The following is a 22,354-nucleotide window of genomic DNA, read 5'->3' as shown; positions in this document are numbered from 1 at the left end:
CCGAGCTACTCTTTACATCACGATGCCTTTGCACAAAGCAGATGCACGCCCTTATACTTCGACCTCATGCGCAAGAGCCTCCTCCTGTTCGTCATTGCGGCCTCTCCGATGTTCGCGCAGCGGGACGCGGTCTCCTACGTGAATCCGCTCATCGGAACAGAGAAGAGTGCGTTAGGCTACGGGGGTACGATGCCATTTGTCACGCCTCCGTTCGGCATGACAAATTGGACGCCACAAACGCGCCAGAACAAGATTAGCGTAACGTCCTACAACTACGACGACGCAACCGTCTCCGGCTTTATTGGCACGCACCAGCCCGCCATTTGGATGGGCGATTACGGCTACGTCACGGTCGTGCCTCAGGTGGGGCCACTGCGGATCGCTGCTAATGAGCGCGCGATGCCCATGCGGCATGAGAATGAGAAAGCACAGCCCGATCGTTACAGCGTTATTCTGAGCGCCGGCGATCACGGTAATTTACGTGCTGAGTTGACTGCAACCACGCGCTGCGCCATGTTCCGCTTCACCTTTCCGTCAGACATCACGGCGCGCGTCCTTGTGGAGGCATCGCGGCCTGGGGTTGCAGGGGGAGCCTTCCTAAGCCCGCGAGCTGGTGAGATCTCCGGTTATAACGCAGACCGCATGGATTCTCACCTTGGGCCTATGAAGCTGCCCAACTTCAAAGGCTACTTCGTCGTCCAGTTTGAGACGGCACCGCTGAAGACAGAGACGTACGGCATGGAGCAGACCGGCGATCAGGCCTCCCGGGGTGCCTATGCGGAGTTCGCACCTGGCTCCAGTCTGCTGATGCGCGTAGGCACGTCCTTCCTCAGCGTCGATCAGGCGCGGGAGAACATTCGCCGGGAAATTCCGGGCTGGGACTTTGAGACCGCGGCGCAACGTCTTCGCGCCGCTTGGAATGAGAAACTGAGCGCCATACAGGTAGAAGGAGCCACGGACGCAGAGAAGTCGCGGCTCTACACCGCGCTTTACCACGCGTTGCTCTATCCCCGAACCTTCTCCGAGTACGGGCGTTATTACAGCGCCTTCGATGATCAGATCCACACTGGTGAGAGCTACACTGCATTCTCAATCTGGGATACATTCCGCGCTGAGAACAGCCTCTTGACGCTGCTTGTGCCGGAACGTATCGACGGCATGATCACCGCTCTGCTCCAGGACTTTCGTGAGGGAGGCTGGATGCCCAAGTGGCCGAATCCCAGCTACACAAACATCATGATTGCCACACACGCTGACTCGCTGGTCGCTGAGGCTTTTCGCAAGGGATTCCACGGGTTTGACCGTGAGCTTGCATGGAATGCCGTGTACAAGGATGCGATGACCCCGCCGGACGGGGATACGGCGCGGCGCTGGCTTGATCGTGAGGAACATACGCCGTATGAGGCTCGCGCAGGGCTGACCTACTACAAGCAGCTTGGCTTCATCCCGACCGATACGACCGATGAGTCAGCCTCTAACACCTTGGAAGACAGCTATGATGACTGGTGCGTCGCACAGGTAGCCCGGCTGACGGGAAGGGAAGAGGACTATCAGTTCTTTCTGCATAGATCCCTCAACAATCGGAGCCTCTACAACCCTGCGATCGGGTTGATGAATGGACGAAAGTCGGATGGTACGTGGGCACCGCTCGGGAGCTCTGAGGACACGCTTGAGAATCGCTCACGCGCGGGTTGGACCGAAGGCGACGCGTGGGCGTACACATGGTCTGCTCTTCATGATCAGGCGGGCCTGCTCGCACTGATGGGCGGCGCGGCTGCGTATGACAGCAAACTTGATCAGCACTTTAGTGGCGGGCACAATGTGCATCGGAACGAACCCAGCCACCACTATGGCTATCTCTATGATTTCGGCGGCCAGCCCTGGAAGACGCAGGCGATGGTGCGCAGCATCGCTGCAAAAGAGTATGCTGCCGGCCCCGGGGGATTGGACGGCGATGATGATTGTGGACAGATGTCCGCATGGCTGTTGTTTACAGCGCTCGGATTCTATCCCGTGAATCCAGCCAGCGGCGACTACATGATTGGCAGCCCTTTATACGCAAGGATAACGCTCCGGTTGGCGAACGGAAAGCAACTCCAGGTCGAGGCGGAAAACAATTCGGCGACCAATGTGTATATTCAGTCCGCGACGTTGAACGCCAAGCCCCTTACAGTGCCCCTCATCACGTGGGAACAGATCCAAGCCGGAGCCTCGCTGCACTTTGTAATGGGGCCGCGACCGTCTACATGGGCCAGCGCATGGCGGGCAGCCCCTATCGTGGCGAAGGTGTCACAATAAAAGAAGCCAGCCCCAAAATCCGCCGCGAAAGCAGGGCACGCGGCGGATCGGGGGTCCATGTCTTACCAGGCCAGGGTAGGCGGCAGGAACTCGGCAAACAAGTCGTCGTAATAGGGCTTTAATTCAACTATGTTCGGCTTCGTGTGGCCCTTGGAGTAGAGGTCGTACTGATTGAACTTGAGCACCCACTCCAGCATCGCGCGGTCTTTGTCATTGCACAGGTGGTCGTACGCGCCGTGCCGATGCCACGGATAGAACGAGTGGAAACGCAACATGTACAGCGATTCATCGCGCAGGTAGTTCTTCATCACCTCGCCGATGTAGCCGTCATGCCCGAACGACATATGCAGATTCTCAAGCCCACACTTTGGTTCATAAATGCCGTATTTACTCTGGTAAAGCGTGTTGTGCCGATCCGGGTTATTGGCGAAGTATTCCGGGAACACGATGTCCTTGGACCATGCGCAGCCTACCGGGAACGTATCGCCCACCACGCCCCACTGGGGTTCGCCGTAAAGGCAGAGACATTTACCCAGGTCATGGATGAATCCGGTCAGCACCATCCATCGCGGATGCCCATCGCGGCGAATCGCTTCTGACGTCTGCAGGAGATGCTCAATTTGGGTCAGGTCTGTGTCCGGATCGCTGTCGTCCACTAGAGTGTTTAAAAACTCGGCCGCTTCCCATATCGTTTTCTGTCCCTTCTTCAAGGAGAAGTAGGCCTTCTCTTTCTCTAGGACGTAGTCGACGGTCTGGTTCTCATGGTTAAGCCGGTAGAATTCCGCTACACCCGGTGTGGCGGTGGCATCATACTGGCGAAACTCTGATTCAGACTTACCTTCCTTGTAGCGGCCTTCCAGAAAGTCGTCCCAATCGTCGAGGTCATGGAGGGGGCCGGTGGGGATTACTGGCGCTGTGCTCATATTGGTCAGACTCCTTGGGGCTGGATAACTATTTGCATTCGGCTGCCAGCCATTCCCGTTACCGCTAACGTATACCATGTCCGATCTGCCACTCGCAAGCGTCAAAGCAATGCTGACTCATTTGTCTACTTGACATCCATGAATCGAAGTGGCTATGGTTGCGCGACGTTAGCGCTACCGGAGATCATCCCGCTTCCGCACGCGCCCCTTATCGGAGTCTTTCTGTATGCCTTCCAAAATGAACGGATCGGAGACGGTCAAGGCAATCCTTACGGACATCCAGTTTTGGATCCCAGCACTCGTGTTGCTCGGAGGTGTTGTCATGCTCGTGATCCTGCACTGAATCTCTGCATCGTGTCGTGTCCCGGCAACGAATGATAAGCACCCGCTTCGAAAGACTGATCCGCTGCAGTATCGACTGGTCAGCTAATGGAATGAGACTGACTGGATAAGGAGCAGTGCAATGGGCACAAGCCAAACCGCACCGGCGCAGAATGTAGCTTTCCGTGGCGTCACCTCGCTGCACGTGATGGGCGTTCTCTGCGGCTTGGCCGCGGGCGTGTGGCTGGGCGCGGCAGAGGCACCAACCAAGCTGGTCAACGCGGGCTTCTCGCCCTTTGCCATTTCGCTCTGCATGGTAGCAGGCGTCTTTACCGCACGCTGGACCTTTCCGACGCTGCTGAAGGGCACCACCTACGTCTTCGCTGACCTGATGGCGAAGAAGCACCTCATTGTCTGGGCCATTCTGGCTGGCGGCCTTTGGGCCGTGGCTAACACCCTTACCGTCTTCGCCATTCGCGATGTCGGCCTGGCGACGGCGTTCCCGCTCTGGAACACCAATTCACTCATCGGCCTGTTGTGGGGGCGTGTGCTTTTTCGCGAGCTTGAGGGCGCGGGTTTCCGAAACACGATCAAGGTGGTGTTTGGCGCGGTACTTATAGTCGTCTCCGCTATCATGCTCGGCTTCAGCACCATCCATGGCAGCGGCGTCAGGGCACCCCACGCGGTGCACGGTTTGATAGCCGCAGCCGGAGCCAGCCTGATGTGGGGCACGATGTATGTGCCCTATCGCAAGGCCTACTTGAGCGGCATGAACCCACTCTCATTCGTTACGGCCTTCACTGTGGGCGAGCTCGGCATGATGTTTGCTCTTACCTGGACGCTTGATGGAGGCGCGCACTCGAGTGTTTTCCAGCTTGTGCATAGCCAGCATCTACTCTTCTGGTTATTTCTCGGAGGCTTCGTCTGGGTGGTGGGCGACCTTTTCCAGCAGTTCGCCGCAAAGTATCTGGGTATCGGCCGTGGGATCCCTCTGTCAAACACCAACCAGCTCTGGGGGTTGGCCTGGGGCGCGCTCGTCTTTGGAGAACTTGCCACCGCCGACCGCGCGCACAAGATCTTGGTCATCAGCGGCTCGGTCATCATGATCCTCGGTGCACTCGCCATCAGCACTGCAGTCGCATCGTCCCGCGAGCATCTTTCCAATAACGCCGCGCTGGAGCGCGAGTGCGACCGCTACGGCCTCGACTATTGGGAGGTGCTGAGTGCGCAGAGCGGCGACGAGTTTGGCGCACGCGATGAACGCCGCCGCTGGTGGGATGTCATGATCGTCCTTGCCGCCGTGGGCGTCTTCATCTGGCTTGGCTCCCGTGCCATTGTCCCACCCATCTTCATTGATATACGTTGGCTTGCGGTCCTTACGGCAGTACTGGTTCTTGCGCTCCTAGGCGGCGGTTGGGCACTGTGGCGCAACACCCGCTTCAGCTGAACGCACCATTTTGTATCGGGAAGAGAGGCGTAAGTAACGCAAAGAACCTCGGCTTTCTGGCCGTGATGCCGGTCCGGACGTCTTCGTATCTTTCGGCGCGCTCCAGCATGCCGGCTACAAATCACTTCAAGGGAGACAGCCAGTTGAGTTCGAAATCATCAACGGCAGTAGCGGGAAGCCGCAAGCAGATCATGTGACCTTCACCTTTTGATCCTGCTCAAGCCGCGTAGTTCAACCCGCGATATCTGACTTTACTTCTACCGTACTTTAGCAACCTAAAGGCCGAAGGAGGGATGGAGCAGCTTCTTGTGGCGGCGCAAGATAGGACTCAGCGCACCAAGTCACTATGCACACTGGCACATCGAAGGTGATGCTTTCTCTCGTGTTACGCCATCGGCGACATGAGTGAGCAATGGGGCTCCTTCAACCAATGCGGTCAAGACTGTTACAGTTTACGCAAGCGCAGGTGTCCCAGCCGGGAATGGGCCCCGAGGAAGAATGCTTGCCAAGGCACAGGAGCACATCGAGTTTGATCCGCTGGGCTCGCTGGTGGACGCCGATATGGGCTCGTACGACCACTGAATCGATCAGCAGCGATCGTTGCCTCGGGGCACGCAGCCGAGTTCCGAGATGGATTTGAAGGGGCTGCTTGCATTGGCGACAAGCTCATGCCGATGCAAGCGAGAAGAAGACCTTAGCAGGGGGAGAATGGGAGAAAAATGCAAAGACGCAAGTTCATCAAAATGAGTGGGACGGTCATGGCTGCAACGGCACAGCGAGGCGCGTCTGCGTGGGCGAAGGGGAGAGAGGCTGTAGCAAGGACGACGCTCCCGCTGAATCGGAAGTGGCGGTATAAGCCGGCCAGGGTCGAGGGGGCGCATCTGGTGACATTCAACGATGCTGCCTTCGAGCCGGTGGTCATTCCACACACGAACGTGACGCTCCCGTGGCACAGCTTGGACGAGAAGGACTATGCGATTATCTCGACGTATTGCCGCCGGTTCCGTACATCCGCCGCGGCGAAGGGCAAACGGGTCTTCGTGGATTTCGAAGGAGCAATACCGCTTCGACGGTGTGGATCAAATGGCGTATCGCTCGGCGAGTACAAGGGTGGATCCACGCCGTTCTCATTCGACCTCACGGAGCATCTGCATCACGATGGTGAGAACGTGCTGGTGGTGCAACTCGATTCAACAGAGCGGCCTGATATCCCTACATTTGGATACGAGATCGATTACCTGACGTTTGGTGGTCTATCGAGAAGTATCTCTGCGGATTGTCTCACCGACATGTATCGACAACATCTCCGCGCGGCCAAAAGGCGTGCTGAGCGCTACGCCAACGGTGGATGTCGATGTCTTCCTGGCGGGCAAATCCGCCGAAGATCTGACGATTGAGGTAGAGCTACGCGATGGAGATCGCGTGATCGCAAAGACGACGAGCACGGGTAAGCTCACCGATGCGCCTGATCCGAACGCGAACATGAACCCTGCGACTACGGCTCCCGTATACGCGAGCACGCAGACCGCGGAAGATCCAGCCAGACATACGGTGACCCTGGAAGGGTTGGCGAGATCAAGCTATGGGACATCCATGATCCAAGCCTGTACACCATACATGTGCGGCTGATCGAAGCAGGGAAGCCGCTGGATGAGGAGCATCGTCGCATAGGCTTCCGCGAGGCTACTTTTACGGACCATGGTTTCTCGCTGAATGGAAAGATCGTGAAGCTGCGCGGGCTGGACCGTCACCAAACGTTCCCCTTCGTGGGGCAGGCGATGCCGGCGCTTACAGCGAAAGGACGCCGATATTCTGCGCAAGGGCCTGCGTTGCAATCTGGTTTTACCTGCTTTCCGCGACTCACGGACGCTGGTCGCATCGTGAGCTCGAACATCAGATCAGAAATGCGGCTTTTGAACGAACAATGTTGTCCGATCTAAAACTCGCAACAGTGTCGCGAGTTCTACCGATAGACGCTGTCGTCGTCTTCAAAGATAGCTACATGTTGGACTTTCTAGATCTCCCGGAAGCCCACAGCGAGGCGGACCTCCAGGCAGGACTACTCTTGAACCTCAAAAAGTTCCTGATGGAGTTGGGAGACGGCTTCGCCTTCGTCGGAGAGAAGGTTCGGGTGCAGGTCGGCAACCAGGACTTCGAACTCGACATGTCTTTATACCACCGGGATATTCAATGTCTTGTTGCTTTTGAACTCAAGACTGGGCGATTCGCGACTGAGCACATGGGCCAGCTCTCTTTTTATTTGGGGGCCTTGATCGGGATAGAAAACGGCCGCATGAAAACCCGAGCATCGGCGTTTTATTGTGCAGAACAAAGGACGATGAAGTCGTGGAGTACGCAATGAGCAGGCATCTCTCGCTGGCGCTTGTAGCCCAGTACGAAACAAAAATGATTCCGAAGGCGCTCCTGCAGCGGAAGCTTCATGAATGGAGCCTGATGATTGGTAAGGCAGAAGACTAAGAGAAGAGTGGATGAACTCCGCGGTTCATCCACCCAGGCTGACGGCTACTCGTCGTCAGCCCCATCCATCGGATCATCGGCGGCCTCGACGACCTTCGAGAGCCGCTTCAGGCTAATGGCATGGATCTCTGCGATCCGATGCTTGAACGTGATCCCGTTGACCTCATCCTCAACCTCGCGATACCGGAGTGTTCCTGGAGTGTCCGGCTTGAAATGTGCCAGTGGATAAGAGAGACACTGGACAAAGAGAGGGCATATGGGACGAGGGAAGAAGTACCAGCCTGAGCAGGTGGTAAATCTGTTGCGACAGATCGAAGTAGCCGTAGCGAACGGGAAGACGACGGCTCTGGCGTGTAAGGAAGCCGGGATCGTGGAGCAGACCGACTTCCGCTGGCGCAAGGAGTACGGCGGGTTGCAGGTGGACCAGGCGAAGCGACTGAAGGGGTTGGAGCAGGAGAACTCCAAGCTGAAGCGTTTGGTAGCGAACCTGAGCCTGGATAATCTTGCGTTGAAGAACTTCGCCTCGGGAAACTTCTAAGCCCTGAGCGACGACGGATCGCAGCAGACCATGCACAGCAGCAGCATGGGATGACAGAGCGCAGGGCATGCCGGCTGGCCTCCCAGCCGCGCGGCACGCAGCGCTACCGTGCGATCCGGCGGGAAGACGAAGATGCGCTTACGCAGGCGATCGTTCAGCTTGCCAGCCAGTACGTATGGGTATCGCCGGATCACGGCGCTGCTCAAGCGAGCTGGCTGGCGCGTGGACAAGGATCGCGTGGAGCGTATCTGGCGTCGCGAGGGGCTAAAGGTTCCACAGAAGCAGAGGCCACGAGGACGCCTGTGGCTCAACGATGGCTCGTGCGTGCGGCTCAGGCCGGAGCGGCGGAACCATGTATGGAGCTACGACTTCGTCAGTGCTCGGACGCATGATGGCCGCAGCGTACGGCTTCTCAACCTGATCGACGAACACACCAGAGAAAGCCTGCTGGTGCGTGCGGAACGCCGCTGGTCAAGCTCCAGGGTCATCTCTGCGCTGGCCGATGTGATGGTGATGAAGGGAGTGCCGGAACACCTTCGCTCGGACAAAAGCTGCCGGTTAGGCGAAGCACTCCGCTGGCTCACGCTTGCCCTGGGCGGCCGGGCGAGAGCGAGACTAGCGGAGCGTCTAGAGCTGCTCGCGAGTCGCTCGACGCTGCTACGGGAGCTTCATCACCGCAGGCATGTCCCTCCTGTTGAGGCGATCCAGCTTGACGTTGAGAGGTCGATGCAGGTTCTCAGGTTTAGCAGCATGCAGGGCGAACCGGTCGTTGAAGCGCTCGAGGAACCCGGGCAAAAACGAGTTGCCGGTCTCCATATCGCAGACGTTCTCAAGTCGGAGTTCTTTCACCAGGCGATCCTGCAGCGTGCGGTTGGCTCTCTCAACGCGCCCCTTGGCCTGGCTGGAGTTCGCGCAGATGATCTCGATGTTCAGCTCCGCCAGGGCACGACCGAACTGCGTCACTGAAGTAAGCCCGTGTTCTCACTGGGAACGAAGCGCAGCTGCATCAGGCCGCTTGTGGCATCGTCAATGAAGACCAGCAACGTGCAGGGTTCGCCGCGATCCTCGAACCAGCGATGTTCGCTACCGTCGATCTGCAGCAGTTCACCTCGACGCTCCCGTCGCAGTCTTGGCTGGTGGAAACTCCTGCGCTGCTTGCGTGATAGCCAAACGCCGGCCTCGACCAACCACTTACGCAAGGTCTCGCGTGAGACCGCAATTCCGTGCCGCTCCAGCAGAACCTCAGCTGCGAGCGTCGGCCCAAGGTCACGGTAGTTCTGCCGGACAAGTTCCAGGATCAGCTCACGAACACCCGCGGCCAACTTGTTGCTTGCCGGCCGGCCTCGACTCTTGTGGATCAGGGCTCCGCCGCCACCGTCGCGGTACCTGGCCACCAGTCGCTGCGCCTGCCTCAAGCTCACGGCTAGCACACCCGCCGCAGACTCCGTCGTACGACTGCCTGCCAATACCTCGGTCAAAACCTCAACCCGTCGTAACTCCCGCTTGCTCATCTGTAGCCAACCCATCTGCCGCCGCCGACCCTCAACTCAGGATGGGGGCAGCGACACTTTGGCTTTGCAGAGCTACGACATTATTGCGGCTCTTCCGTACATTTGGTGATTCTTTCCAGCGGCTCTTTGCAGGCGTAGCAAGGAGGTAGCACGCTGGAGGTTCCGGATGGTTCGAGGGACGCTGCTACCGAGCACTTCTGAAGTTGAATTGGTTTGTTTGCGGCCCAGGACTGGGTTGATTGAGGTTGAGCTTCGAACCTCTCGCCCTTTCTCTTGCTGCCCTGTCTGCGGTACGGCTTCGCGGCGGGTTCACAGCCGGTATCTACGCAGGCTGGGCGATCTGCCGTGGGAAGGTATTCCGGTCTCGATCCTGCTTCAGACCCGCAAGTTCTTCTGTGTTGTCGAGACTTGCCGCCGGCGCATTTTTACCGAACCGCTTTCCGGCACCGTGCTCCGCTATAGTCGGCGGACGCTGCGTTCTTGTGAAGCTCTGGACTGGATCACGGTTATGATCGGCGGTCAGGCCGGAGCTCGGCTGGCCCGTCGTCTCGGCCTGCTGGTCAGTGGCTCCACCTTACTGCGGCAGCTTCGTTGCCGCGCCCGATGTGCGCCGGTCGTGGCTCCGCGTGTACTCGGTATCGATGACTGGGCGTGGCGAAAAGGCCATCGCTACGGCACTATCCTGTGCGATCTGGAGAGCCGTAGGGTGATCGATCTGCTGCCGGACCGGGAGGCTGGAACTGTCGCTGAGTGGCTTCGGGAGCATCCTGGCAGTGAGATCGTGAGCCGGGACCGAGGCGGTATTTACGCTCAAGCCACACGGTTGGCCGCGCCTGGAGCCGTACAGGTGGCGGATCGCTGGCACCTGTTGCGGAACCTGAGCGAAGCACTGAAAAACGCGCTCAGTCCGCATCATCGACTGCTCACACAAGCAGCGAGAAGCAGCATGGGGGAGGTTCCAGGCGTCGTCACATCTCCGCAACCTTCGGTTCCGCCGTGGGAGTTACGGGCCAGCCTCCGCAACCGGGAGCGTCGCTTCAGCCGCTACGAAGAGGTGCATCGGCTGGGCCAGACAGGAGCGTCCCATGCTGCGATCGGCCGACAGCTGGGACTCGATCATCGCACCGTACGCAAGTTCCTCAGAACCGAGACGTTCCCCGAAGCGCAACGGAGCCCACGTCCAGGCATCGTCGATCCTTATGCCGAGTACCTCGACCGACGGCTTGAGCAGGGCTGCAGGAACGTGTCCCGGCTGTGGCGCGAACTGCGGGAACGAGGCTTCACGGGTCAACTTAACATCGTGAGACGCTGGCTTCGCTGCCGGCGTGGCTATCAACCGACCTCGGCAGCAGCCGCTCCACACAGAGCTGCACCACGTATCTCAGTCCGGCAGACGGTCTGGCACATCCTGAAGGAAACGCCCTCCGCTCAGACTTATCTTGAACAGGTCTACCAGGCTTCACCCGAGGTGTCTGTCGCGGCCAAGCTGGCCAAGGAGTTCTTCCGACTCATCACGCAGCGAGATCTTCCAGCCCTCACACCGTGGTTCGAGGCTGCGAAGACAACGGCACTGGCCGGCTTCGCCAGCCACCTGACCAGAGATCGAGATGCGGTTGAAGCGGCTCTCAAGCTCCCGTGGAGCCAGGGCCAGGTGGAAGGCCACGTCCATCGGCTCAAGCTCATCAAGCGCCAGATGTATGGCAGAGCCGGCTTCGACCTGCTCAGACTCAGAGTGCTTCACACCGCCTGAACAGGGCGGCCAAGAGCAGCCGCCCCAACTAAACCATCCTTCACCAAATGTACGGAAGAGCCATTATTGCTTTGCTCCTACAACTTGCAGGAGACATAAGCTTCATTATCGGACGTAATTCAATAATAGATTCACTCAAACTACCAGATGTAGCTGGCCACGATGCGAGGAGGCCCTGGCTTACCATCGATGATTTGGGTCTGGACGATCGCCTCGAAGTTCTGGTCAGGGCGCGGCAGCAGCTTGTTTCGTCTGAGCTCGGCAAGATATCTGTCATCCGTCAGCACCTGGCTGGCCGCGATCGTCCCATTCTCACCGATGCCAGCTGCGACGACGACGACCTGCTCGGTGGTGGGGTCATGGAACCTGGCTACGAGGCCGTAGTCGTCGTTCATCTTGATGAACGCCCCGGCCGTGTTGATGCTCCACTGGCGGTGCTCGGGACTATCGCGGTCCTGAATGGTGTAGTCATCGGTGGAGGTGCGGACGAAGTGAAAGCGCAATGGATCGGTAATGCGCATTGTCCACTGGTTGTTGAAGCCACAGATGAGGACGATCGGACCCTTCTGCAGGTCCGAAAACGAAGTGCCGGTCGAGGACGCAAGCGTTGACGTCTTGGAGCGCATGGAAAGCACTTGCTGAATGCTGGAGAGTGCCGTCGCGTCCGAGACCGCGATGGGGTCCGAGGCGAGCGGATGCCCGCTGACGGTAAACGGGGCGGGAGCCACTGCGTTGCTGTTGACCATCGCTACGACGGATCCGACTGAGATCATGACCGGGCCGTTGGCATCGATGACGGGCCGCCAGAAGAGGTCGGTGGCGGAGTCCCGGCGCAGATGCGGCATGAGTGCGGCAACGATCGCAACTGCCAGCGCGACGGCGAGACAGATGGAGAGACCGCGCCAACGGTTGATGTGCGCATCGTGCCAAGCTGGCTGCACTGGAACGAGGGGCGGCGTGGACGGCAGCGCGGGATAGGGTAAGACTCCGGGTTCCTTCGTGATGTTGTTGTCCGACAAGGTCAGCGCGCGAGACGGTGGGGCTCCAACGGCAGGACTTTCTGCCAGACGAAACTCCGGCACATAGGATCCTGGGCGCAGTTCGATTCTGAGCTCATGGAGGTGTTCGGGGTCGTAGTAATACTGTGCCAACCGTTTCCGAACCTCGCCGGCTGTGACGCGAACGACTGGATCGGCATTCAGGTCGTAATCCGAGGCTCGACCGAAGGCCTCAATGCCTACGGTCCGCTCCTTCAGCTCATCGCCCTGTCCGTTGAGCATCTTGCGGACGACGTAGTCCAGAAACGTGGGGTATCGCCGACTATGGCTGAAGAGGGGGCTACTCCGCAAGCGGCCAAGCTGCTGCTCCACAACCTCCGAGGGAATGCCTTGAATTTCCGTTTGCATGGGTAGATGTGGGTCCTGCGACAGACGATGACAGTATCATACTCCGCCCAACGGCCATCAAGCTAGACGGCTAACTGCAACATAATAAGCAGGTTGAGCTACAACCTTGAGCTCAATGCAGTAGCGCACCTATCCGGTGGAGCTCCGGCCTAGATAGGGTTGGCCTCGCTTTCAATCACAGCTTTTTAGATCTCTCTGTCAGTAAGGAAAGAACATGTCCGACGTGCATCGCCTGCGGTATTTCAGGTCTGTCTTATCTCTCTCGTTAGGGTGTTGCTTGCTGGTTCGTGCCGGGGCGCAGCAGACCTCTGGGTGGAAGCTTGTCTGGAGCGACGAATTCAATGGCGCGGCGGGCGCTCCGCCGGATGCAGCGAACTGGAAGTTTCAAACCGGACCTGGAGCGGCAATTGCGGGCAATGAAGAGGCGGAGATGTACTGCGCGCGAGACTCCTCCGCGCCGTGCAGGGCCGATCAGCCGAACGCTTATCTGGATGGAAAGGGGCACCTGATTCTGGTGGCTATCCGCACCGACGCGACCGTTACTGTCGGCGCCAAGAAGGCCTCTTCCCCGGTCTACACTTCTGCCCGCATGGTCAGCGTGCCGAGCTTCCTTTATGGACGTCTTGAGGCCAGCATCCGTATCCCGGCGGCAGGCAAAGGGATCTGGCCGGCGTTCTGGGCGCTGGGCCAGGAGGTTGGCGGTGTTCACTGGCCGGCGGTGGGCGAGATCGATGTGATGGAACAGTGGAACCCTCTGCCCGGCACACCAGAGAAGATTGACGGGGTGACGATCCACGGCGCAGTGCATGGGCCGCTCGCGCCTGGATCAAAGACTGGCTTTCTGGATCAAAGCGCGGACTATATCTTTCCTGCGAATCCCGCTGCCGGTCTGCACCAGTTTGCCGTGGATTGGACGCCTGGCGCGGTCGACTTCTATGTGGACGGCTACCTTTATCACCGAACCTCGGTCGGCTCACTGACGGGCAAGGAGCAGTGGGAGCAGGATCGCGGTCCCTTCTCGCTTCTGCTCAACCTGGCGATGGGGGGCGGGTTCTTCGGCTACCCAGACGCAAGCACAGGTGCGACCCCGACGATGGTCGTCGATTATGTACGGGTGTATCAGCGGCAGGAGAAGGCACTTGCGACGGGTTGGTCGAACGCAGATATCGGCGGCCCGGCGGAGGCGGGTTCGGCAGTTCTACGCGACGGGGTTTACACGGTGGCGGGAGGCGGGGCCGGTATCTCAGGACGCTTCGATCAGTTTCAGTTTGCGTACAAGCCCATGGCAGCCGACGGCGAGGTGACCGCGCATGTGATCGACCAGTCGTCCAAAGTCGCCCAGGCGAAGGCTGGGGTGATGCTGCGCGAGGGCCGGGGTGCGGCGTCGCCCTATGCGATGGCGTTTGTGTCGCCGGATGGGAGTGTTCATTTCCGCTTCCGCACGGCCCGCGGCGAGGTCCCGGGCGAGGTGCTCTATAAAGGACCGGCCACTTGGCTCAAGGTGGGGCGGCTGGGCGACGTCTTCACCGGCTACGCCTCAACTGATGGGAAGAAATGGGACGCGATCGGCAATGCGAAGCTGGCGTTGAAGCATGACCTGATCGCGGGTCTCATTGCCACCTCACGGGATAACAAGGCGGATAACTCTGTGCGATTCGACTATGTGGACGTGACGCGCACGGACGCGGCGTTCGATGGCGAAGCGGCTCCGCTGCCTGGCGTGGTGCAGGCAGAACGGTTCGACGCAGGCGGCGCCGGCTACACGTATAGCGCGGAGTTCGGGGACGGGGGGCCGCGGATCGAGGAGATGGCCGATGCAGCAGGGACAGAGAACAGCGCCCGTGGATACTCGCTGAAAGAGCTGAAGGCTGGACGTTATATCAATTACTCCGTCGAGGTGGCGAAGGATGGCGATTATGTGATCAACGTGCGGACGGCTTCCGCAGGCGCAGGCGGTACGCTGCACTTCAACCTGGACCAGAAGCCTTTGTCGAAGCCATTTTCCCTGCCCGCAACGGGTGGGAACGATACATGGCAAGAGGTCAAGTCGCCCATCGTCCATCTGAGCGCCGGCCGGCACACGCTGGCACTCGTGACGGACTCCGCCGGGGCCTCTGGCGTCATGGCCAACATCGATCTTTTTTCGGTACGTCCGCAATGATGCCACCGCTGACGGCCGGTCACAAACTTTGACTCTTACCGCTTCACCTTTGCTTTGGAGGCAACACGCATGTGCAATCTAACCTCAAAAACTGTCCGCTACCGCGCCGATCAGCAGCGTGGACCGGCTTCCCTCTTTAGGACGGCGGCGTTCGGCGTTGCCTTACTCCCAATGGTGTGTGTGACGCTGATGCCGCATGCCGCCTACGCCCAGACCACGACGGCAACGCTGAGCGGCAACATCGTCGACTCCTCCAATGCGATCGTCCCGGGAGCGGAGGTTGTGCTTGTCAACGCGGGCAACGGCAGCGTGCGCAGGACCAAGAGCAACTCCGGCGGATCGTTCGTCTTTGCAGCCGTGCCGACCGGGGATTACACGGTGACGGTAAAGTTCGGCGGCTTCAAGAGCAGCGTCGTCGAGGGCATTCACCTGAACCCGCAGGATACGCAGAACCTGTCCAAGATCATGCTGCAGATCGGCGAGGTGACGCAGGAGGTCGATGTATCGGCCAGCGATTCCGGCCTGAGCAACTCCGGGGAACGCAGTACGCTGATCACCGCCAAGGACATTCAGAAGCTTTCCATTGAAGGCCGCGACGTGGGCGAACTGGTGAAGATGCTACCCGGTTTTGCGATCGCACAGACCTCAGGCTCGATCGACAACCAGGCGTATGACCCATCGCAGGTGAGCGTGACGGGCGCGCTGCGTTCGTATGCAGCCAACGGCAACGCGGCCAATGGCGTGACGCTGCTCTCCGATGGTGCGAACGTCTCAGACCCCGGCAACTACGGCGACTCCACACAGAACGTCAACTCAGACATGGTGGAAGAGGTGAAGGTGCAGACCTCCAACTTCACCGCTGAGACCTCAAACGGGCCTATCGTAGTGAACGCGGTGGGCAAGTCCGGAACTAAGGACTTCCATGGCGAGCTGTACGCTTATGCCCGGACCTATCAGCTCAATGCGCAGGACTGGCTCTCAAAGTATGAAAGCCAGGCGAAGCCTGCAGACCGGTATGTCTATCCTGGCGGCAATCTCAGCGGACCGTTGCTAATTCCGGGAACAAACTTCAATCACAACAAGAAGCTCACCTTCTTCATCGGTGCTGAAGACTACGCACAGCGCAACATCTACGCGTACGGCAGCGCGTCTCAAGCCATTGCGCACGCGCTTGTGCCGACCGCAGCGATGCGCCAGGGCGACTTCAGTTGCGGATCGTTGCAGGCCTACCTGGGTACAGCGATCATCAGCGGATGTAATACGAACGGCAGTTCGAACATCGCGAATGCGGCCTACAACAACATTGCCACGGTCCCCACGCAGACACGGGACAATCACACGACCGGCAATGGACAGATTGCGTCGACTTACTTCGATCCCGGTGCGCTTGCGTTGTTGAATACGCTGCCGCTGCCAAACAGCGCTCCGTTGAATGGCTTCAACTACTTTCACACCAACCTGATCAACAACAACCTGTGGCAGGGACGCACGCGCATCGACTATTCCTTCTCCGACAAGGTGAAGCTGTTTGGGACGTATAACGTGGAGCGCGGCAGCCAAGGTGTGCCTGAGGTTCCGTACTATTCGCCTTCCCAAACCGCTCCCATGGGCGGTATTGACACACCGGGCGGGGGGTTGCTGAGCACGGTCAACTCTCAGACCGCTGGCTTGAACCTGACGGTCATTCTCTCTCCGCGCATGACGAATGAGTTGCAGGCGAATATGACGTGGCTCCACCAGGACTTCGGGCCGAAGACGCCGAGCGCATTGCTGAAGAGCACGATCGGCTATCCAAGCTCGTACTATGGCCTCTCCAATCCTGCGACGGGGAAGCCGATCAGCAACAGCACGCAGTTTCCCCAGTTCAGCGACTACGGCACGGATGGGCTACCGCTGAATCTTGCACCGGATTTCTCGGTCGGACAGCCGTATGCGACAAAGACGCTGCCTTCGCTTGCGGATAACTTTACGTTCGCGGTGAAGTCGCACACTCTTAAGGCCGGTGTGTATGGACAGAAAGTCGTCAATAACCAGCGGCTGGCATCCCAGGTCTCAAGCACCAGCGGGCGCATCGCCAACTACTACTTCGCGCCAAGCTTCACCGATCCGGATGGGTCGACTGTCTTCACCAGCGGCAACTATCTTGCGAACTTCCTGCAGGGCATGGTGGAGCAGTTCAGCCAGCAGAATATCGAACCGCAGCAGAATCTTATTTCTGGAATATCAATTGGTACATCACTGACTCGTGGAAGATTACTCCTCGTCTGACGATTGACTATGGCCTTCGTTTCGAGCACCTGGGGCCATGGCAGGATGCGCATGGACAAGGCATTGCAGTCTTCGACCCAACCACTGCGGGCGATACGAGCAACGCTCATCAGGGTTATACGTATCACGGCATCAACAGCTCGATCCCCAACTCAGGGGTGGCAGCACGCTTTGCCTTCTACGAACCCCGCCTCGGTATGGCCTTTGACGCCTTTGGCAACGGTAAGACCATGGTGCGCGGCGGATGGGGTATGTATCGCAACCATGACAATTGGAACGTGATCCAGCTCCCCGCATCACAGGCGCAGGGAGTAACTGTAACCAGCGTCTCGGGCGGCGCGGGAATCGACCTGAAGCAGATTGGCGCGAGCAACGTATCTGGCACAGTCGGAAACGGCAACTTCAGCTCCGGCTCTGCCTCAGCCAATAATTATGTTGTCGATCGGAATGACGACGAGCAACCCCTTACCTATACCTACAGCTTTACCGTCGATCAGGAGATGCCGAAGAATATGCACTTCGAGATCGCCTACACGGGAAATCAGGGACGTGATCTGACTGCGCAGAACGTGAATAATCTCGGGCTCTCTCTGCAGAACGTCAATCCTGTTCCAACTGGAGCGTTCTTTCATCCTGATCCAGTCACCGGAGCCGTTACACCGCTCGGGTTGATTGACAGTCTCAGCACCGCACAGGTCAACGACTTCCGCCCCTACAGCAAGCTGGGCAATATCTACGAACCGCGTCACAACCTTTACTCCTACTACAACGGTTTGCAGACCAGCCTCAACAAGCAAAGTGGCCGCCTGAGCTATGGCGTGAACTACACCTGGAGCAAGGCGCTCGGAATCAAGGATGGTTTTTATAACGGTAACGCTGTCGACGCCACGAACCTCCGCAACAACTATGGTGTGCTCTCTTTCGACCGCACCCACATCTTCAATGCGAGCTACAGCTACGACGAAGGGACGCCGTACAAAGGAGCACGCGCGCTGCGCATGCTCCTAAACAACTGGGCTATCTCCGGCATTACAGGGTTGCAGAGCGGACCCAACCTGCAGGCGACTTATTACGCAAACTTCAACCTGGTCGGCAAGCTGGGTCCGAGCGGCGGAACGCAGTTGAACGTGGATAACAAGACGTTTCTGGGGACGCCGGACGTGCAGTTGCAGCCCGTCCTTACGTGCAATCCCGGCGCTCACACCGCACCCAATCAGTTTGTGAACGGCGCGTGCTTTCAGCTTCCGCAAATCGGACAGAACGGCCAGTTCAACGATCCATATATTCATGGGCCCGCCTTCTTCAACAGCGATTTGACCTTGGTTCGCAACATCCCTATGAGGGAATCGAAAAACCTGCAGCTTCGCTTTGCCGCGTTCAACTTTGCCAACCACCCGCTTACGAGCTTCTCCACCTCCTTCCCGCAACAGGTGCAGCTCAACCTGAGCAACCTGTTGCCAACCGGCTACACCGCAAATCCCGCGACGGCTACGGTAGCTCCCGGCTTCGGTGTGTCAACGATCAAAGAAGGCCGTCGCGTCGTAGAGCTCGCAGCGAAGTTCACGTTCTAAGCCACATCATTCACCCGATATCCAGGATCTGAGGACTCGACATGCGCACTCTTTGTGTTACGAAACACGCCAGGAACATTGCAGCAATTATGCTTGCCATCGCAGCGAGCATCGGTACCACAGCGCTGGGGCAGAGTTTCACACCGCCAGCAGCCGCAACCTTCTCCAGTACCATGCCGTACAGCGATCTGGTGCAATCACAGGCTCTCGCCACCGACTCCAGCGGCGACATCTTCTTCTCTCGTCCGGCTTCCGGCATCCTCGCGGAGAAACCCGCAAGCGGCGGGGCGGAGATCATCCTCTACACTGCACCCTCCGGTAGCGGTGGATATCCCAAAGGCGTGGCGGCAAACGATACCTATGCCTATTTGACGGACTACTCAGGACACCTATGGCAGGTGCCCATCGGCGGCGGCACGGCCACGGATATCCTCAGCACATGTGGCTCCATCGATAACGGCTACCTCGGTACACAGGATGTCGCCACCGACGGCCTCGGCAATGTCTTCGTAGCAGGCAACAATGAGACGACGCTCTTCAAAATCACGCAGGCCGGCGCATGTTCCACTGTCGGTGGCATTACGCTGGATGCCAACTCACACGTGGCTGCCGACGCAGCAGGAGACCTGGCCTACTCGACCGCCGGCGTGCTCTATAGTATGCCTGCCGGTGCAACGGCATCCGTGGCTGTCCCAGGCACGTTCAACACCATCATCGGCCTTCGTTCCGACGCATCAGGCGACGTCTTCGTCACAACCTACAGCGGCATCATCGAAGTACCCTTCATCAGCGGAACGCTCGACGGCACCCGAGCCTTCACGGTTCTTACAGCAAGCTCCCAGAACGATGTGGCTGTCTCGCCAAACGGCGTGCTCCTCACAACCGACGGCACCAATATCTTCAGGAACGTGCTCGGTGCGATCCGATACGGATCAACCGCAGTGGGGATCAAATCATCGGTGCAGACGGTCTCCGTGATCTTCAACAGCGCACAGGTATTGACCGGCATCCGCTACGCGGCGGGTACGGGATCATCGACCGAGATCGTCAGTGCAGGCAGTGGAAGCTGCGCGATCGGTCAAAGCTACGTCGCAGGCTCGTCCTGCACGCTGGACCTCACGTTCACGCCGCAGTCGATCGGTGCACGGAACGGCGCGGTCGTTCTATCGTCAGCGGCTGGCGTCATCGGCACGGTTGCTGTGGCGGGACAGGGCTCCGGGGCAGGCCTCGTGCTCGATCCCGGGACACAGACAAACGTGGGCAGCGCATGGCAGTCACCCTCCGGCATTGCCGTTGGTGCTAGCGGGGAGTTGCTCGTGGCAGACAAGACCGCAGGCACTGTTTCGTACTTCGCGCCGGGCAGCACCACCGCGGTTGTGATTGCCTCCGGTCTGACGCAGCCCACCGCCGTGGCCCTGGCATCGGACGGTACAGCTTACATTGAAACCGCCACGGGCACAGTGATACAGGTTCCTTACAACGGCACCGCGTACGCCGCACCGGCAGCCATCGCAACCGGGCTCAAATCGCCGGGGGCAATCGCGATTGGACCCGGCGGAAGCCTTTACGTTGCCAACTCCGGCGCAGGTACAGTCGTCCGCTATCCGAACCAAAGCGGCACTCGTAACTTCTCAGCGTCCAGCATCGTGGGCAGTGGCTTCAAAGCGCCTGCGGGCATAGCCTTCGACGCAAGCGGCAGCCTCTACGTGGCAGACTCCACGGCGGGCAGCATCTCCAAAATCACCGGCACGACTGCGAGCGTCATAGCCGCAGGTCTTACATCTCCGAATGCAGTTGCTGTGGACGATTCCGGCAGCCTGTACGTTCTTTCAGCAGGCTCGGCGACCATCCTTCGCATTCCCTTTACCGGCGGTAGCTATGGCAGCAACAGCGCCACGTCGCTTGGCGTGGGGCTGACGTCGCTTGCCTCCTTCGCTGCGGATAGTGCGGGCAATCTCTATGTTGCGGACTCGGGTGCGCCTGCTGTGGCTGCCATCCGCCGCACAGCTGGTTTGCTGAACCTTGGCAGGATCAACGTCGGCTCCTCAAGCTCTGCACAAAGCCTCAGCCTCAGCAATGACGGAGACCTCTCGCTCGCACTCGGCTCCCCACTGTTTACTACCTCAGGCAACACCACCGACTTCGCGGTCAGCACCTCCTCCGCTAACGCCTGTGCTAGCGGGGGCACGCTTGTTACCGGAGCCACCTGCGCCGTCTCTGGGATCTTCACCCCAACTGCCGTCGGGACGCGCACTGAGACATTGACCTTCAACACGCAGGCGACAAACGCCACTGCCATCGCGGGCGCGTTCACCGGGACCGGCATCAACCTTCCGAAAACGACTCTTAGCCTCACGATCAACCCTTCCGGGACAGTGCCCTACGGAACCACGGTGACCGCAACAGCGGTTGTCGGCGCTCCCGCAGGCTCCACCAGTGCACCCACCGGATCAGTGACATTTCTTGTGAACGGTACAACGTACAAGGTGGTGACACTGGTCAATGGCACAGCCTCTGCATCGATCACCGGCCTGGCTGCGGGAAACAATACGATCGACGCCAGTTACAGCGGAGATGCCACGTACGCTGCAAGTTCGGGCGTGACGCAGAGCATCGTGGTAACGCTGGCACCCACTACAACTACCTTCACCAGCAGCATCACGAGCGCGACCCCAGTGGCACCTGGCACCAGCGTCACGCTGACCGCCACGGTTCTCGCCAGCGTGACCGGTGCGAAGCCCACAGGCACGGTGAACTTTGTGAGCAACGGCACAACGCTGGTATCGGCGGTCGTCAACTCCTCCACCGGTGTGGCTACGGTCACGACCACAGCACTTCCCGCCGGTGTGTATGCGATCGCCGCAGTCTATGGCGGCGATTCAGGATTCGCTCCCTCAACCTCCGCCGCCATCAGCGTCGCCATCCGGGTGCAGCAGTTCGATATCGGCAACGCGCCGTCGGCACTGAATGTCTCTGCACCCGGGTCGGTCACGACCAGCTTCAGCATCATTCCCATCGGTGGTTATGTGGGTGGGGTCGATATCGCCTGCTCGGGCCTGCCCGCGAACACCCAATGCACCTTCCTGCCAGCAACGTTAGCATTCAGTGGCACTGCCACCCCGCAAACCGTTCAACTGATCATCACAACCTATACTCCTGCGCCAACCACAGTCGCATGGGTGATGCCTTTCGGTATGCTCCTGATGATTGGCATGGCGCGCAGACGCAAGGCACTCGGTGTGATGCGCTCTTTCGGGACCCTAGCCCTATTGCTAAGCATCGGCACTGCACTGCTCGCAATCAATGGCTGTGCAGGCACCTCCAGCCCGACACCCAAAGGCACATCCAACGTTACGGTCACTCTTACCGGTACTCCAAACGGCTCCACGACTATCCCTGCGAACGGGACGGGGAACATCGTGAAAACTATAAGCCTCACCCTTACCGTGCAATAACTCTCAACCTGTAGCTGGTGTGAAGTTAAAGCATCGCTAGTTCCGCAGGACGGTGATCTCCTGATAAGGAGATCACCGTCTGCCCGTCCCGCGGACATCCTCTTAAAAGCGGTATAGCCGGTACGTTCTGCAGGACTTGTAAGAGCAGTGAACGCCCCTGGAGCCATATGAGGTATTCTGAACAGAATGAAGCTGCGCTCGATACAGCATTGGCGGGAATGTTAGCT

General features: G+C 59.0%; 9 protein-coding genes and 5 pseudogenes. 11 read left to right on the top strand and 3 right to left on the bottom strand.

What is annotated here, in order from left to right; translation table 11 throughout:
• Nucleotides 1-66: 66 nt before the first annotated feature.
• The gene (locus ACIX9_RS19225) at nt 67-2,298 is read left to right on the top strand and encodes a GH92 family glycosyl hydrolase (RefSeq protein ID WP_013572760.1); all 2,232 of its coding nucleotides are present in this window, start codon (nt 67-69) and stop codon (nt 2,296-2,298) included.
• A gap of 62 nt (nt 2,299-2,360) precedes the next feature.
• On the opposite strand, the gene ACIX9_RS19220 is transcribed toward ACIX9_RS19225, so the two are convergent.
• Nucleotides 2,361-3,221: an inositol oxygenase family protein gene (locus ACIX9_RS19220; RefSeq protein ID WP_013572759.1), complete on the bottom strand. Its 861-nt coding sequence runs from the start codon at nt 3,219-3,221 to the stop codon at nt 2,361-2,363.
• 463 nt (nt 3,222-3,684) lie between these two features.
• On the opposite strand from ACIX9_RS19220, the gene ACIX9_RS19210 reads away from it, so the two are divergent.
• The 6 genes and pseudogenes from ACIX9_RS19210 to ACIX9_RS26040 all read left to right on the top strand — a co-directional run.
• Nucleotides 3,685-4,989, top strand: coding sequence for a GRP family sugar transporter (locus ACIX9_RS19210; protein ID WP_013572757.1), 1,305 nt, complete (start codon nt 3,685-3,687; stop codon nt 4,987-4,989).
• A 124-nt stretch (nt 4,990-5,113) separates the two neighbouring features.
• Nucleotides 5,114-5,200: pseudogene (locus ACIX9_RS27555) on the top strand (hypothetical protein); the annotation flags it as partial.
• Nucleotides 5,201-5,747: 547 nt separating this feature from the next.
• Complete coding sequence (locus ACIX9_RS27085; protein WP_157478134.1) at nt 5,748-6,386, top strand: sugar-binding domain-containing protein; 639 nt, start codon at nt 5,748-5,750, stop codon at nt 6,384-6,386.
• A 111-nt stretch (nt 6,387-6,497) separates the two neighbouring features.
• Nucleotides 6,498-6,929, top strand: coding sequence for a hypothetical protein (locus ACIX9_RS27080; RefSeq protein ID WP_408609734.1), 432 nt, complete (start codon nt 6,498-6,500; stop codon nt 6,927-6,929).
• Nucleotides 6,914-7,467: pseudogene (locus ACIX9_RS19200) on the top strand (PDDEXK nuclease domain-containing protein). Before ACIX9_RS27080 ends, ACIX9_RS19200 begins: the two are co-directional and overlap by 16 nt.
• A gap of 256 nt (nt 7,468-7,723) precedes the next feature.
• Nucleotides 7,724-8,596 (top strand): annotated as a pseudogene (locus ACIX9_RS26040) (transposase); the annotation flags it as partial.
• 105 nt (nt 8,597-8,701) lie between these two features.
• Here the strand turns inward: ACIX9_RS26040 and ACIX9_RS19190 are convergent.
• A pseudogene (locus tag ACIX9_RS19190) lies at nt 8,702-9,531 on the bottom strand (helix-turn-helix domain-containing protein); the annotation flags it as partial.
• A 151-nt stretch (nt 9,532-9,682) separates the two neighbouring features.
• Between ACIX9_RS19190 and ACIX9_RS24995 the strand changes: the two are divergent.
• Entirely contained in the window at nt 9,683-11,266 is a 1,584-nt protein-coding gene (locus ACIX9_RS24995) for an ISL3 family transposase (protein ID WP_013572755.1), read from the top strand.
• A 140-nt stretch (nt 11,267-11,406) separates the two neighbouring features.
• Here ACIX9_RS24995 and ACIX9_RS19180 read toward each other — a convergent pair whose 3' ends face one another.
• Nucleotides 11,407-12,672, bottom strand: a complete 1,266-nt coding sequence (locus tag ACIX9_RS19180; protein WP_013572754.1) for a hypothetical protein — start codon at nt 12,670-12,672, stop codon at nt 11,407-11,409.
• 277 nt (nt 12,673-12,949) lie between these two features.
• On the opposite strand from ACIX9_RS19180, the gene ACIX9_RS24105 reads away from it, so the two are divergent.
• The 3 genes and pseudogenes from ACIX9_RS24105 (at nt 12,950) to ACIX9_RS19160 (ending at nt 22,127) form a co-directional block, all read left to right on the top strand.
• Entirely contained in the window at nt 12,950-14,833 is a 1,884-nt protein-coding gene (locus ACIX9_RS24105; protein ID WP_049789438.1) for a family 16 glycosylhydrolase, read from the top strand.
• 69 nt (nt 14,834-14,902) lie between these two features.
• Nucleotides 14,903-18,672 (top strand): annotated as a pseudogene (locus ACIX9_RS27915) (outer membrane beta-barrel protein).
• 89 nt (nt 18,673-18,761) lie between these two features.
• On the top strand, nt 18,762-22,127 hold the full coding sequence (locus ACIX9_RS19160; protein ID WP_041597980.1) for an Ig-like domain repeat protein: 3,366 nt from the start codon (nt 18,762-18,764) through the stop codon (nt 22,125-22,127).
• Nucleotides 22,128-22,354 lie beyond the last annotated feature (227 nt).

The organism is Granulicella tundricola MP5ACTX9, from assembly GCF_000178975.2.
Lineage (GTDB): Bacteria > Acidobacteriota > Terriglobia > Terriglobales > Acidobacteriaceae > Edaphobacter > Edaphobacter tundricola.
This window is presented reverse-complemented; position numbering and strand designations above follow the sequence as displayed.

What these genes read in the sequence shown, in the direction of transcription:
- ACIX9_RS19225 (WP_013572760.1), top strand. Translation starts at nt 67, where the DNA reads ATGCGCAAGAGCCTCCTCCTGTTCGTCATTGCGGCCTCTCCGATGTTC.
- ACIX9_RS19180 (WP_013572754.1), bottom strand. Translation starts at nt 12,672, where the DNA reads ATGCAAACGGAAATTCAAGGCATTCCCTCGGAGGTTGTGGAGCAGCAG.
- ACIX9_RS19160 (WP_041597980.1), top strand. Translation starts at nt 18,762, where the DNA reads ATGCTTGCCATCGCAGCGAGCATCGGTACCACAGCGCTGGGGCAGAGT.
- ACIX9_RS19210 (WP_013572757.1), top strand. Translation starts at nt 3,685, where the DNA reads ATGGGCACAAGCCAAACCGCACCGGCGCAGAATGTAGCTTTCCGTGGC.
- ACIX9_RS27085 (WP_157478134.1), top strand. Translation starts at nt 5,748, where the DNA reads ATGGCTGCAACGGCACAGCGAGGCGCGTCTGCGTGGGCGAAGGGGAGA.
- ACIX9_RS19220 (WP_013572759.1), bottom strand. Translation starts at nt 3,221, where the DNA reads ATGAGCACAGCGCCAGTAATCCCCACCGGCCCCCTCCATGACCTCGAC.
- ACIX9_RS24995 (WP_013572755.1), top strand. Translation starts at nt 9,683, where the DNA reads ATGGTTCGAGGGACGCTGCTACCGAGCACTTCTGAAGTTGAATTGGTT.